General features: G+C 71.2%; 10 protein-coding genes. 5 read left to right on the top strand and 5 right to left on the bottom strand.

The window, feature by feature from the left end; genetic code table 11:
* Positions 1 to 33: 33 nt before the first annotated feature.
* On the bottom strand, positions 34 to 2,736 hold the full coding sequence (pepN, locus tag H180DRAFT_RS06375) for an aminopeptidase N (RefSeq protein ID WP_055485014.1): 2,703 nt from the start codon (positions 2,734 to 2,736) through the stop codon (positions 34 to 36).
* 224 nt (positions 2,737 to 2,960) lie between these two features.
* Here pepN and H180DRAFT_RS06370 point away from each other — a divergent pair, with 224 nt between their 5' ends.
* Positions 2,961 to 3,593, top strand: a complete 633-nt coding sequence (locus tag H180DRAFT_RS06370) for a mycothiol-dependent nitroreductase Rv2466c family protein (protein ID WP_055485013.1) — start codon at positions 2,961 to 2,963, stop codon at positions 3,591 to 3,593.
* 181 nt (positions 3,594 to 3,774) lie between these two features.
* Here H180DRAFT_RS06370 and H180DRAFT_RS06365 read toward each other — a convergent pair whose 3' ends face one another.
* Both H180DRAFT_RS06365 and H180DRAFT_RS06360 read right to left on the bottom strand, forming a co-directional pair.
* Positions 3,775 to 4,416 carry a superoxide dismutase gene (locus H180DRAFT_RS06365; RefSeq protein WP_055485012.1) on the bottom strand — a complete coding sequence of 214 codons (642 nt, stop codon included), beginning with the start codon at positions 4,414 to 4,416 and terminating at the stop codon, positions 3,775 to 3,777.
* Between the two features lie 167 nt (positions 4,417 to 4,583).
* Entirely contained in the window at positions 4,584 to 6,080 is a 1,497-nt protein-coding gene (locus H180DRAFT_RS06360; RefSeq protein ID WP_079099894.1) for an amino acid permease, read from the bottom strand.
* A gap of 455 nt (positions 6,081 to 6,535) precedes the next feature.
* Between H180DRAFT_RS06360 and H180DRAFT_RS06355 the strand changes: the two genes are divergently transcribed.
* The 3 genes from H180DRAFT_RS06355 to H180DRAFT_RS06345 all read left to right on the top strand — a co-directional run bounded on the left by H180DRAFT_RS06355 (position 6,536) and on the right by H180DRAFT_RS06345 (position 8,606).
* Positions 6,536 to 7,153 (top strand): biotin transporter BioY, encoded by a 618-nt coding sequence (locus H180DRAFT_RS06355; protein ID WP_055485011.1) that lies wholly within the window; start codon positions 6,536 to 6,538, stop codon positions 7,151 to 7,153.
* 129 nt (positions 7,154 to 7,282) lie between these two features.
* Positions 7,283 to 7,768: a ribose-5-phosphate isomerase gene (locus tag H180DRAFT_RS06350; RefSeq protein WP_055485010.1), complete on the top strand. Its 486-nt coding sequence runs from the start codon at positions 7,283 to 7,285 to the stop codon at positions 7,766 to 7,768.
* Between the two features lie 4 nt (positions 7,769 to 7,772).
* The gene (locus tag H180DRAFT_RS06345; protein WP_055485009.1) at positions 7,773 to 8,606 is read left to right on the top strand and encodes an Fpg/Nei family DNA glycosylase; all 834 of its coding nucleotides are present in this window, start codon (positions 7,773 to 7,775) and stop codon (positions 8,604 to 8,606) included.
* 119 nt (positions 8,607 to 8,725) lie between these two features.
* Here H180DRAFT_RS06345 and H180DRAFT_RS06340 read toward each other — a convergent pair whose 3' ends face one another.
* Complete coding sequence (locus H180DRAFT_RS06340) at positions 8,726 to 9,964, bottom strand: GNAT family N-acetyltransferase (protein ID WP_055485008.1); 1,239 nt, start codon at positions 9,962 to 9,964, stop codon at positions 8,726 to 8,728.
* 148 nt (positions 9,965 to 10,112) lie between these two features.
* On the opposite strand from H180DRAFT_RS06340, the gene H180DRAFT_RS06335 reads away from it, so the two are divergent.
* On the top strand, positions 10,113 to 11,270 hold the full coding sequence (locus H180DRAFT_RS06335; protein WP_055485254.1) for a PP2C family protein-serine/threonine phosphatase: 1,158 nt from the start codon (positions 10,113 to 10,115) through the stop codon (positions 11,268 to 11,270).
* Between the two features lie 256 nt (positions 11,271 to 11,526).
* Here H180DRAFT_RS06335 and H180DRAFT_RS06330 read toward each other — a convergent pair whose 3' ends face one another.
* Entirely contained in the window at positions 11,527 to 12,834 is a 1,308-nt protein-coding gene (locus tag H180DRAFT_RS06330; RefSeq protein WP_079099893.1) for an acyltransferase family protein, read from the bottom strand.
* Between the last annotated feature and the right edge of the window lie 428 nt (positions 12,835 to 13,262).

Raw genomic sequence — 13,262 nt, 5'->3', positions numbered from 1 at the left:
CGGCCCGCCCGCGCCACGGGGATTGCCGGGCCCTCAGGCCTTCGCGGCGGCCGCGTCGCAGCGCTGGGCCCGCAGGGCGCGGGCGAGGTCGTCGCGTGCCTCCAGGACGAGCCGGCGCAGCGCGGGAGCGGAGTCCTCGTGCCCGGCGAGCCACGCATCGGCCGCGTCCAGCGTGGCCCGGTCACCCTGCAGATCCGGGAAGAGGCCGCGGACGACGGCCATCGCGATCTCGATCGACCGCGTACGCCAGACCTCCTCCAGGCTGTCGAAGTACGGCCGCACGTACGGGGCCGTCAACTCCTCCTGGCCGGGCTGCGCGAAGCCGGCGATGGTCGCCTCGACCAGGGCGTTGGAGAGCCGGTCGGACTTCATGACGGACTTCCACGCCTGTGCCTTCACCTCGGCCGAGGGGCGCGCCGCGAGACAGCGCACATGGTGCCGCTTGCCGGACGCGGTGTCGTCGCGGGCGAGTTCCGCGTCGAGGAGATCCGCGCCGGCCTCGCCGTGAGCGGCCAGCGTTTCCAGGAACGTCCACCGCAGCTCCTGGTCGACGACGAGCCCGTCGATCCGCGCGGCGCCGGCGCCTGGCTTCGAACCGTCCGGGCCGGGCACCCCGAGCAGCCCCCGCACCAGCCGCAGATCCCTCTCGTCCGAGGCGACCGCGGCGAAGAAGCGGGCCCACGCAAGCTGGTGCCCGCTGCCGGGCCCGGCCAGCCGCAGGCCGCTCAGCGCCCCCTCGGCCAGGGCGCGCCGGCCCTCCGCACGCCACTCCGGCGCCGCGTAGTGCACGACCGCCCCACGGCTCCAGCCGTGCAGCGTCTGGAGCACGCCGACGTCCGTCTCGGCGCCGGCGAAGGAGAGCACCAGCGAGACGAAGTCCCGGGCGGGCATCAGGCCGTCGCGCGTCAGATTCCACACCGCGGACCAGCAAAGCGCCCTCGACAGCGTGGGGTTGTGCGCGCCGTCCGCCTCGGGGACCGTGCCCCGCCCGCCTGCCGGACCGGGAGGTGCGAGCTCGCCGAGGTGGTCCCGCAGCGTGGCCAGCGAGGCCTCGTCGAGGCGGGTCTTGCAGTACGTGAGGTCGTCGTCGTTGACGAGTACCAGGTCGGGCCGCTCCGCCCCCGCCAGTTCCGCGACGACCGTGCGCGCACCCCTGACGTCCGTCTCGGCGCGCGCGTAGCGGACGAGCCGGCGGTCGAAGTCCTCGCGCCGGTAGAGCCCCACCGCGACGCGGTGCGGGCGCAGCACGGAATGCGTCTCCGGCGCCTCCTGGACGACGGCCAGTTCGGTGATCCGGCCCTCGGCGTCGCAAGTGACCTGCGGGGTCAGCGAGTTGACGCCGGCCGTCTGCAGCCAGGCGCGCGACCACTCGTCCATGTCACGTCCCGAGGTCTCCTCCAGGACGGCCAGCAGGTCCGCCAGCGTGGTGTTGCCCCACGCGTGCCGCTGGAAGTAGCGCCGCGCGCCCTCCAGGAAGGTCTCCCGGCCCACGTAGGCGACGAGTTGCTTGAGGACGGACGCGCCCTTGGCGTAGGTGATCCCGTCGAAGTTGAGCTTGGCGTCCTCCAGGTCGCCGATGTCCGCGGTGACGGGGTGCGTGGAGGGCAGCTGGTCGGCGCGGTAGGCCCAGGACTTGCGGCGGTTGGCGAAGGTGATCCAGCCGTCCTTGAAGCGGGTCGCCTCCACCAGCGCCAGCGCGCCCATGAAGTCGGCGAAGGACTCCTTCAGCCACAGGTCGTCCCACCAGCGCATGGTGACCAGGTCGCCGAACCACATGTGCGCCATCTCGTGCAGGATGACGTTCGCCCTGTGCTCGTACGACGCCTCCGTGACCTTCCCGCGGAAGACGAACTCCTCGCGGAAGGTGACCAGTCCGGGATTCTCCATCGCGCCGATGTTGTACTCGGGGACGAAGGCCTGGTCATACTTGCCGAAGGGGTACGGGAAGCCGAAGTGGTCGTGGAAGAAGTCCAGGCCCTGCTTGGTGACGGTGAAGATGTCCTCGGCGTCGAAGTGCTTGGCCAGCCCCTTCCGGCACAGCGCCCCGAGCGGGATCTCCAGCTCCTCCCCGGAGTCACCGGCCGCACGGCGGTATGTGTCGGTGACGTAGTGGTAGGGCCCTGCGACCACGGCGGTGATGTACGTCGAGACGGGCTCGGTCGGCGTGAAGTGCCAGCATGCGGCCGCCCCTTCGTCCAGCGGCTCCGGCTCGCCCTGCTGCCGCCCGTTGCTCAGCACCGTCCACCGGGCGGGAGCGGTGACGGTGAAGGTGAAGCGGGACTTGAGGTCGGGCTGCTCGAAGTTGGCGAACACCCGCCGGGCGTCGGCCGGTTCGTACTGCGTGTAGAGGTAGACCTCGCCGTCCTCGGGGTCGAGGAAGTGGTGCAGGCCCTCACCGGTGCGGCTGTAGGCGCAGGCCGCGTCGACGAGGAGTTCGTTCTCCGCCTCCAGGCCGTCGAGGGCGACGCGCGTGCCGTCGAAGACGGTGTCGACGGGCAGGGAGCGGCCGTTGAGGGTCACCGAGTGCACCTGGGGTGCGACGAGATCGGCGAAGCTGGATGCGCCCGGCTCCGAGCACCGGAACCGGATCGTCGTCGTCGAACGGAAGGTACGGGGCCCCTTCGCGGGCGGGGGAGCCGTCGCCGAGCGCAGGTCCAGAGCCACGTCGTAGCTGTCCACGGTCAGCAGCCCGGCCCGTCGCTCCGCCTCGTGCTGGGTCAGGTTCTCTCCGGGCACGCGTGGCTCCTCTTCTCGTCTTCTCGAATCCCGGCTTCTCGCCCTGCCGCGGTCCGCGCGGGGCGACGGCCCCGGCGCGCTGCTTCCCGCATCGGGGCTCCGGCGACGGCGTTCAGCATGTCACGCGGCGCGTGCGCGGCACACGCGGGAATTGCGGCGCGGGGCGGGGCGTTGCCGCTGAGGCCGGACAGCGCAACGCTCAGGAGAGCCGAGGAGAACGTGCCATGACAGAGAAGACCGTCGCCGACTTCTGGTTCGACCCCAGGTGCCCGTGGGCCTGGCTGACCTCCCGGTGGATGCTGGAGGTCGAGAAGGTACGGCCCGTCGAGGTCCGCTGGCACGTGATGAGCCTGGCCGTCCTCAACGAGGACAAGCTGGACGAGCTGCCCGAGCAGTACCGCGAGATGCTCGCCGCGGCCTGGGGGCCCGTACGCGTGTGCATCGCGGCGGAGCAGAAGCACGGGAGCGAGGCGCTCGGCCCCCTCTACACGGCGCTCGGCACCCGGTTGCACAACCGGGGGCAGGAGCTGTCCCGTGAGCTGCTGGCCGAGGCGCTGGACGAGGCGGGACTGTCTGCCGGCCTCGTCGACGCCGCCGACTCCACGGAGTACGACGGGGCGCTGCGGGCGTCGCACAAGGAGGGCATCGACCTGGTCGGCCAGGACGTCGGCACCCCCGTCATCGCCGTCCCCGGATCGGACGGGTCGCCCATAGCGTTCTTCGGGCCGGTCGTGACCCCCGCGCCCAGGGGCGAGGCGGCGGCGAAGCTGTGGGACGGCACGCTGATGGTGGCCTCCACGCCCGGCTTCTACGAGATCAAGCGCACCCGCGACGTCGGGCCCGTCTTCGACGACTGACACCCGGGCGCCCGGTCCTCTGGCCCCCGGTCCCTCGCCCCCGGCCCCGTCCGGGGCCGTGGGCCGCACGAACAGGAGGGCCCCGTACGCCACATCCGTACGGGGCCCTCCCTTTTTCTCCGCCTGCCCGGTGAAAGGTGAGAAGACGATCACGAGGGCAGGTGGTCCTTGCGGGGGCTGCTCACAGCGCCGTGAGCAGGGTGTTCCCCTTCTCCTTCGCCGCGCTGTAACGCCGGCTGACGTCCTGCCAGTTCACGACGCGCCACATCGCCTCGACGAAGTCGACCTTCTGGTTCCTGTACTGGAGGTAGAAGGCGTGCTCCCAGGCGTCGAAGACCAGGATCGGCACGCTGCCCTGGCCGACGTTGCCCTGGTGGTCGTAGATCTGTTCCACGATGAGCCGTCCGGTCACCGGTTCGTACGCCAGAACGCCCCAGCCGCTGCCCTGCGTCGTGGCCGCCGCCTTGGTCAGGTGTGCCTTGAACCTTTCGAAGGAGCCGAAGGACTCGGCGATGGCGTCGGCCAGTTCGCCCGTCCCGTCCTTCTCCAGGGGCTCGCCGCCGCCGTCGCCGGTCATGTTCTGCCAGTAGATGCTGTGCAGGATGTGCCCGGACAGATGGAACGCGAGGTTCTTCTCAAGGCCGTTGACCGGGCCCCACTGGTCGCGCTCGCGGGCCTCGGCCAGCTGCTCCAGGGCGTCGTTGGCGCCCTTCACGTAACCGGCGTGGTGCTTGTCGTGGTGCAGTTCGATGATCTCGCCGCTGATGACCGGCTCCAGCGCGGAGTAGTCGTAGGGCAGCTCAGGCAGTGAATACAGGGCCATGGCGTTCTCTCCTCCGCTTATTGCACATTACTTGCAAGAGGACGCTAGCAGCAACAGCAACTGCAACAGCAGCACGGAAAACAGCAGCACGGAAAACGGAGCGGCCCCGCAGTGCGGGACCGCTCCGTGGAGTGCTCGCGGGCCGGTGGCTCCGGCCTCCGGGCGGGTCAGACCGGGCCGTCACCCGACTGCGCACCGCCGGGCCCGGCCGCGTCGCCGGCGCGCCCGCCGCCGTCCGGCACCCGGGGCAGCGCCTTCTCCCGTGCCTTCTGCCGTGCCAGTCCCGTCGCGATCAGCACGACCGTCAGGCATCCGGTGAAGGCCAGCTGGGTACGGGTGTCCCCCTCGCGCAGCATCAGCAGCAGCACCGTGAGGATGCCGAGCAGGGCGACGACCGTCAGCACGGGGAAGCCCCACATCCGCACCACGAGCTTCTCCGGCGCCTCGCGCTCCAGGCGGCGCCTGCTGACCAGCTGGGAGACGGCGATGAAGCCCCACACCACGAGGGTCGCGGCGCCGACCATGTTCAGCAGCCACAGGAAGACGGTGTCCGGCCACCAGAAGTTCAGCAGCACCGCGACGAAGCCGAAGACGGACGAGGCGACGACCGCCGGACGCGGCACGCCGCTCGCGCTGACCCTCCCCAGGAAAGCCGGGCCCTGTCCGCGGGCGATGAGGGAGTAGGCCATCCGGGAGGCCCCGTAGATGTTGGCGTTCATCGCCGAGAGCAGTGCCACCAGCACCACGGTGTTCATCACCTGCCCTGCCCCGGGGATGCCGATGTGGTCCAGCACGGCCGCGTACGGGCCCGCCACCACCGACTTGTCGTCCCACGGGATGAGCGTGACGATCACCAGCATGGAGCCGACGTAGAAGACGGCGATGCGCCACATCGCGGTGCGCACCGCCTTCGCGACGCCCCTGACCGGGTCCTCGGACTCGGCGGCCGCGATGGTCACCGTCTCCAGTCCGCCGTAGGCGAAGACGGAGGCGAGCAGGCCGATGACGAGACCGTTCGTGCCGGCGGGCAGGAAGCCCCCCTCACCGGTGAGGTTGGCCGTGCCCGGGGCGTCGACGCCCGGCAGCAGGCCGACGACGGCGAGGGCGCCCAGCAGCAGGAAGGCCGTGATGGCGAAGACCTTCAGCGCCGCGAACCAGAACTCGGTCTCACCGAAGTTCCGCACGGCCACGAGGTTCGTGAGGCAGAAGAGGGCCATGAAGAAGGCGACCCACATCCACGGCTCGGTTCCGGGCATCCACTTGGTGACGATGTCCGCGGCCGCGGTGGCCTCCGTCGCGATCGCGACGCACAGCAGCACCCAGTAGATCCAGCCCGCGGTGAATCCGGCCCACGGGCCGAGCGCCCGCTCCGCGTGGACGGAGAAGGACCCGGACGCCGGGTTGGCCGCCGACATCTCCCCGAGCATCCGCATCACGAGCATCACGAGCAGACCGGACGCCGCGTAGGCGAGGACGATCGAGGGGCCCGCCGCGGCGATGCCCGCGCCGGAGCCCACGAACAGCCCCGCCCCGATCACTCCCCCCAGAGCGATCATGGACAGATGGCGCTGCTTGAGGCCGTGGGACAGCGCGGACTGCCCCCGTTCGGTTCTGGAATCCCCTGAGCCGGGAGGTGGCGCGTCGGACAGCTCGGTGCGCGTCATGAAAGGCCGTTCCTGAGAAGACTTCGGGTGGTCGTTGTAACGGCAAACCAGTCTCGCAGCGGGCCCCGGACGTGCTGCAAGCGCCCCGTGAACAGCACGGCCACGCCAACGCCGTGCCACGCCGGGGGTGTTGCGGACGTCACACGCAGGGGTGCCGCCACCGCCCCGCGGCGGCGCCGAGCGGCTGCGCGAGGACCACCCGGGAACCACTCGCGCGAAGACGTCTCGGGCGAGGAGTTCTGGAGCGGACCCCCGACCGGCTCCCGACCGGACCCCTCAAGCGGACCAGGCCCGGTTCTGTCCGATCCGTCACTGCCCCCTGTGCCGGTTTCGGCTAGCGTCGAACGGTTCGCACACCCAGCGGTTCGCACACCGCGGGTCGCGGACAGATCCGCGGACACCTTCGCGGACGGAGCAGCAGACCCGTACCGACACACACGACCCGGAGCCGCCCGATGAGCGCCCTCACATCCGCCGCCGACCCCCGTCCCGGCGCTGTCCTCGCCGACCTGCTGACGAGGGGGACGGCAACCGTCACCGGCCCCCGCGCCCACGTACGCGACGCGGTCCTGGTGCTCGGCGGCGCGGCCCTGACCGGCGTCGCCGCCCAACTCGCCGTGCCGGTACCGGGATCGCCGGTCCCCGTCACCGGGCAGACCTTCGCGGCGCTCCTCGTCGGCGCGGGGCTGGGCGCGCGCCGCGGCTTCCTCGCCATGGCGCTGTACACGCTGGCGGGGGCGGCGGGCATGCCCTGGTTCGCGGAGGCGTCGTCCGGTGCGGCGATGCCGTCCTTCGGCTACGTGCTCGGAATGCTGCTGGCCGCCACCGTCGTCGGAGCGCTGGCACGTCGCGGAGGCGACCGCGGTCCGCTGCGCACGGCCGGCACGATGGCCGTCGGCATGGCTCTCACGTACGCGGTCGGCGTGCCCTACCTCGCCGTCGCCACGGGGATGTCCGCGTCCGAAGCGGTCGCCGCCGGTCTGCTGCCCTTCCTGATCGGCGACCTGCTCAAGGCGGCGCTCGCCATGGTCGCGCTGCCGGGGGCATGGAGGCTGGCCGGCCGCCGAGGCTGACGCACGCGGCCGGTACCGGGCGTTCCCGGGAGCACCGCCCACAGTTCCGCCCGGTACCGGCGCGGACGGCGTCGTCCGAGGTCACGCCCGGTGCCGGGCGGTGCCGGGCGGCGTCATAGACTCGGCGCCATGCGCGTGTACCTCGGCTCCGATCATGCCGGCTACGAACTCAAGAACCGTCTCGTCGAATGGCTGCGTAACGCGGGGCACGACCCCGTCGACTGCGGCCCCCACATCTACGACGCGGCCGACGACTACCCCCCGTTCTGCCTCCGTGCGGCCGAGCGCACCGCGGAGGACAGCGAGGCCCTGGGCATCGTCGTCGGCGGTTCCGGCAACGGCGAGCAGATGGCCGCGAACAAGGTGAAGGGCGTGCGCTGCGCGCTCGCCTGGAGCGAGGAGACGGCGTCGCTGGCGCGCGAGCACAACAACGCGAACGTCGTCAGCATCGGCGCGCGGATGCACACCACCGACGAGGCGCTGAGGTTCGTGGAGACCTTCCTCAACACGCCCTTCTCGGACGACGACCGGCACGAGCGCCGTATCGGGATGCTCTCCGCGTACGAGGACACGGGGAAGCTGCCGCCCGTGCCCGCACACCACCCGGAGTCCTGACCGCATGCCCGAGGGGCACACGATCCACCGGCTCGCCCGGGATTTCCGGGAGGGCTTCGGGGGCCGCAAGGTGCGGGCCGCCAGCCCGCAGGGGAAGTTCTCCGCCGGGGCGGCCCTCGTCGACGGGCAGGTCCTCACGGGGGCCGAGGCCCACGGCAAGCACCTCTTCCTCGGCTTCGACGGTGCCGGCCGGGTGCACGTACACCTTGGCCTCTACGGCAAGTTCACCTTCGGCACGGGACCGGCCCCGGCGCCGGTGGGACAGGTGCGGCTCAGGCTCGTCGCCGAGGGGGACGGCGGCGGAGAGGCGAGCGGCGTCCACGCGGATCTGCGCGGGCCGACCCGCTGCGAGCTGATCACGGAGGACGAGCAGCGGGCCGTCGAGGAGCGGCTGGGCCCCGACCCCCTGCGCGCGGACGCCGATCCCGAGCGGGCCTGGGCCCGCGTCTCGCGCAGCCGCACCACCGTCGCGGCGCTGCTGATGGACCAGAAGGTCGTCGCGGGCGTGGGCAATGTCTACCGGGCAGAAGTGCTCTTCCGGCACGGGATCGACCCGTACCGCCCCGGACGCGGGCTGAGCCGCACCGAATGGGACGGGATCTGGGCCGACCTCGTCGAGTTGATGCACGAGGGTGTGCGCAACAACCGCATCGACACCGTGCGCCCCCAGCACACGCCGGAGGCGATGGGGCGCGCCCCGCGCGTCGACGACCACGGCGGCGAGGTGTACGTCTACCGGCGGGCCGGCATGGCGTGCCACGTGTGCGGTGAGCCGGTGCGCACGGCGGGACTGGCGGCGCGGAACCTCTTCTGGTGCCCCGCCTGCCAGCCGGCCTGACCTGCCCGGCCTGACCCGTCGGACCGTCCCGCCTTCACGGAGCACGCCCGGCGCGGGACCGGTGCGCCGGGCTCTTGCGCCGGACTTCCGTGCCGTACTTTCCGCGCCGGAACCGTGCGTCAGAACCCGTGGGAGAGCCACGGAGCCTGGTCCGTGGCGAAGGCGGCGGAGGCCGCGCCCAGCGCACCCGGCCGCAACTCCCGCACGCGACCTGCCGAACCGAGCGCCCGCAGGGCCGTGCCGCCCAGATAAGCCGCACCCAACTCCCGTACGGACAGGGCGAGATCGGCCGCGTCCCGGGTGCGTTCGCACCTCGCGCCGCCGGCGTCCCCGGAGAGCCGCCAGCGCCCCTCGTTCCACGGGCAGAAGGCGTCCTCGACGTCGATGACCACATCGACCGGCGCGGTGTAGGTACGGGCCGCCAGTGCGGCCCCCACCTCCACCGGTCGCGCGAACAGCGAGTCCCGCCACCGTGGCCTGCACAGCCGAACGCTGTCCCCGACCATGTGCAGCCACGCATCGTCCACGGGGCGGTCCCGCACGCGGAGGTCCGTCATCAGATCGAGGTCGAACAGGTAGCGCCAGACGGCTCCGTACGCCGCGGTGTCCAGTGCCTCCATGTCACGCAGCAGAACGGTGCCCCGTGCCACGCCGGTCCCGTCCGATCCGTGCCTGAGGGCGTAGCGCGCATAGCCGCGCACCTCCCCGGCCTCGTCCTCCGCCAGCACACAGGCGAGAGCACCGGCGCCTTTCCGTTTCTCCGGCGGGTCCGTCAGCGGCATGCGCTCCCACCCGGGGGCGCGCTCCAGCATGCCGGGGCGCTCGGGCACCCGCCGCGCGTAGACGCTCTCGCACGCGTCGCTCACGGATGCGGCGTCGTCGGCGAGACGCATCCGCAGCCGGTCCGAGCCCGGCGGGGTCTTCAGGGTGACGCGAGCGGTGTCGATGTCGGCATCGAGCCGGCGCGTGGCCATTCCGTACCCGAAGCGTCCATATATGCCCGGTTCGGAAGCGGTGAGCAGGGAGAGCGGTTCCACGCCGGCGTCCCGGGTCTCGTCCAACTGCCGCCGCATCATGGAGCGGAGGATTCCGCGACGGCGGTGAGTCGGCGACACGTGCACCATGGCCAGACCCGCCGAGGGCACCAGCGCGCCCCCCGGAACGGCCATCCGGAATGAGAACAGGCTTGCGGAGCCGACCAGTTCGTCCCCGTCCCACGCACCGAGCGACCGGTCGGTCTCCGTCAACTCCCGGTAAAGCTCTCGGTCGAGGCCTCCGGCCGCGCCGAAAGCGCGAAGAATTCCGTCGAACCAGGAGTCCCATTCGGAACGGCGCAGCGTGCGCAACTCTGTCTTCATGCGCTCTCTCTAGCAGGGGTTTTGAGAAGCGGCCAACGTGAATCCCCACGCCCGGCCGTCCGTGCACGTGCATACGCACGTTCCGGCGTTCTTGCACGTCGTGAACGGAATCGACGCACTGGTCAAAGGCTCGATAAGGTCCATCTGCATGGCTGTACCTCGTCCGAGCCTCACACCCCCCAAGGCCCGGTTGCACAAAACGCGAAGAGCGTTGCACCGGGCCCGGACGAGGCTGCGCCGCAGCGCCGTGGACTATTTCCGCGGCGGCGTCTCGGACTGGCTCGCCTTCGCCGCACTTCTTCTCGTCGTTCCGCTCCTCGCCTTCCTCACGGTCCGCATGCCGCTGTGGGCCGCCCCGGAGGCGCTCGTACTGCCGCTGATAGCGGGCGGCCTGCTGCTGCGTCCGGCGAGCCTGCTGGCGCTCTACGCGTGTGCGGCTGCGGCCCTCATCGTCGAGTCCGCGCTGCTCGGTCCGTACCAGGACGGTGCGGGGCGCGTCACGCCGGGCACCATCCTCGTCGTGGCCACGGCCGGGCTCGCCGGGCTTCTCGTCGCCCAGTTCCGAAGCCGCGTAGGTGTGCCCTGGCGCCGCGGCGGCACCATGCTCTTCGACCTCCGCGAGCGCATCCGCGTACAGAGCAAGCTGCCCAGGCTCCCGCGGGGCTGGCACCGCGAGATGGCGCTGCGTCCGGCCGGCGGGCAGTCGTTCTCGGGCGACTTCGTCGTCGCCGCGCGCACGGGCCCGGGGGAGCGCACTCTGGAGGTCGTGCTGACGGACGTGTCCGGCAAGGGCATGGACGCGGGCTCACGCGCGCTGCTGCTCTCCGGTGCCTTCGGCGGCCTGCTGGGCTCGCTGCCGCCGCACGCCTTCCTGCCCGCCGCCAACGGCTATCTGCTGCGGCAGGACTGGGAAGAGGGCTTCGCCACCTCCGTCCATCTCGTTCTCGATCTGGACAGCGGCGACTACGAACTGTTCTCCGCCGGGCACGTCCCCGCCCTCCAGCGGGGCGCCGGAACCGGCAAGTGGGAGGAGAAGTCGGGCGACGGCCCGCTGCTCGGGGTCTACCAGGGCGCCCAGTTCGACCCGGTGAAGGGGACGCTGCTCCAGGGCGACGTGCTGATGCTCTTCACGGACGGCCTCGTGGAGACCTCGGAACGCGATCTCGCGGACGGCCTCGACCGGCTGACGGGCGAGGCCGACCGGCACGTCGCCTCGGGCTTCCGCGGGGCCGCCTGGCACCTGATCGAAACGGTGGCGCGGGACGTCAACGACGACCGAGCCCTGCTCCTGCTCTGCCGGGGCTGAAACCCGCAGCTGAACCCCCGGACTGCCCCCGGGACTGCCCCCGGACCGAATCCCGCGGCCGAATCCCGGCACTTGAGCCCCGGGACGGCCGGCGACGCACGTGCGGCAGCACCCGTGAGCAGTGCGGCCGCACCGCTCGCGGGTGCTGCTGCATGCGGAAGCGGGCCGGTTGCGCTGAAGCACCCGGCCCGCCTCTCCGAACAGCTGTCTCTCCCCGCCGCCTGTCCGCCGGTCCGGGTCCGCCTGCCCGGCCGGCCTACCTCGTGTGCTTCCCGCCGCGGCGGGAACCGCCCGTCTCGTACGACGAACCCGACCGCGCGTACTCCGCGGCATCGGGAGCGGCCGCGCCGGGTTCGGCGTGAGCGGGAGCCGGAGCGCCGACGTGCGCGGAGTCGGTCCGGGCCGGCGTCCGCGGGGGCGCGGAGGCCTTCTCACGTGCGCGTGCCTGCTCGCCCGCGTCGCGCCTGAAGAACCACTCCATCTTCGGCTCCATGGCGAAGCGGAAGACGCGGCGCACCGGCGATGTGCACAGCAGGGTCATCATCACCACGGCCATCAACGTGATCACGACGCGGCTGACGGGGTGGTCGACCCAGTCCATGTCGTACCACTCGAACTCACGCGAGACCTTGATCGGGTAGACGTGGAGCAGGTACGCGTAGAGCGTTCCGGCGCCGAGGGCCGTGAACCACATGTGGCGACGCGGCACCAGCGCGAGGAACGCGGCGGTCAGCACGAGTCCGCAGCCGAAGGTGGCGAGGGTCATCACGCCGCCCACCCAGGCCGGGGCACCGAGGTCCTGCGCGGCCTTGTCGTGCAGGAACCAGCCCTTGGACATCCGCGGCACGGCCCAGTAGGCGACCAGCAGCGCACCGGCGAAAACCGGCAGCGCCAGCATCCGGAACCTGCGCCGCGTGACGATCTGGAAGTGCTCGGGCCGCAGTTGGAGGCCGAGTACGAAGTACGGCAGGAAGGTGGCGACCCGCATCAGGTTCAAGTCGTTGCTGATGCTGGGGGTGACACCGGCGGCCACGGCCACGGCCAGGGCCACGGGCATCGGCCAGCGCATGCTCTTCCACAGCGGGGTGGTCAGCCGCCACAGGAAGAGGGCCACGAGGAACCACAGCGCGAAGCCGGGCTCCTGGTAGTGGAACTCCCGGTCGGGGTTGTCGCTCGCCCACCGCATGAAGAAGGTGTAGACCGTCTGGAAGATCAGGTACGGCACCAGCACGCCGGTGACGAGCCGCTTGATCTGCCGTGGTTTGCCCTCGAAGCTGCGGGAGAGGTAGCCGGAGACGATGATGAACGCCGGCATGTGGAAGGCGTACAGCACGAAGTAGAGCGCGCCGGCCATGCGGCTGTCGTCGCGCAGCGGATCCCATACGTGGCCCACCGCGACGAGCAGGATCGTCAGGTACTTCGCGTTGTCGAGAAAGGGGTCCCGCTGGTCTGCGGGCTTTTTCTTGACCTTGGCCGGAGGCTCCGCCGACGCGTCGGGCGTCGCGGAGTGGGGCTCCTGGCGGACCGGGGGGAGCGGTGCCCGCTCATAACCAGCGTGCAACATCTGCCGAACCCTAGTCCTCAAACCTGTGAGGAGTAAATTCCCGACGAGAATCCAACAGGCCTACCCGGAACAGTTTTCGGCACACGTCATCGGGAGGGATTTCCTGCACCGATGCCTGCTCAGGCCGTCGCTCTGGGCGGACATGTCCGCCATGCCCGGACATTCGGACGAGGTTCCCGTGGTCACCCCGTCGCCTCAACGGGGCTTGTTTCCCGTCCGGGCGGGCCGTATCCGGAACCCGTTGTGATCGACTCCACAACACGCGGCGATACGGCGGCAATTCGTCACGGGAGCCGCCGTGGAGCAACGCCCGCTCTTGCACATGTTGCATTATCGCTGCGCAGCGCAATGATCGGTGTGGTGGGTCCTGAAATTCCGTACGTATTGGCGTCCGGCACGCCGTGGGAGATGCGTCACGGGTGTGTCCG

The sequence above is a fragment of the Streptomyces sp. WMMB 322 genome (assembly GCF_900090145.1).
Classification (GTDB): Bacteria; Actinomycetota; Actinomycetes; order Streptomycetales; family Streptomycetaceae; genus Streptomyces.
The sequence above is the reverse complement of the archived record's forward strand: the minus strand, read 5'-3'. Positions and strand labels throughout refer to the sequence as shown.

Excerpts from the sequence above, each read along its gene's own strand:
- H180DRAFT_RS06370 (WP_055485013.1), top strand. The coding sequence starts at position 2,961 with ATGACAGAGAAGACCGTCGCCGACTTCTGGTTCGACCCCAGGTGCCCG.
- H180DRAFT_RS06365 (WP_055485012.1), bottom strand. The coding sequence starts at position 4,416 with ATGGCCCTGTATTCACTGCCTGAGCTGCCCTACGACTACTCCGCGCTG.
- H180DRAFT_RS06360 (WP_079099894.1), bottom strand. The coding sequence starts at position 6,080 with ATGACGCGCACCGAGCTGTCCGACGCGCCACCTCCCGGCTCAGGGGAT.
- H180DRAFT_RS06355 (WP_055485011.1), top strand. The coding sequence starts at position 6,536 with ATGAGCGCCCTCACATCCGCCGCCGACCCCCGTCCCGGCGCTGTCCTC.
- H180DRAFT_RS06350 (WP_055485010.1), top strand. The coding sequence starts at position 7,283 with ATGCGCGTGTACCTCGGCTCCGATCATGCCGGCTACGAACTCAAGAAC.
- H180DRAFT_RS06345 (WP_055485009.1), top strand. The coding sequence starts at position 7,773 with ATGCCCGAGGGGCACACGATCCACCGGCTCGCCCGGGATTTCCGGGAG.
- H180DRAFT_RS06340 (WP_055485008.1), bottom strand. The coding sequence starts at position 9,964 with ATGAAGACAGAGTTGCGCACGCTGCGCCGTTCCGAATGGGACTCCTGG.
- H180DRAFT_RS06335 (WP_055485254.1), top strand. The coding sequence starts at position 10,113 with ATGGCTGTACCTCGTCCGAGCCTCACACCCCCCAAGGCCCGGTTGCAC.
- H180DRAFT_RS06330 (WP_079099893.1), bottom strand. The coding sequence starts at position 12,834 with ATGTTGCACGCTGGTTATGAGCGGGCACCGCTCCCCCCGGTCCGCCAG.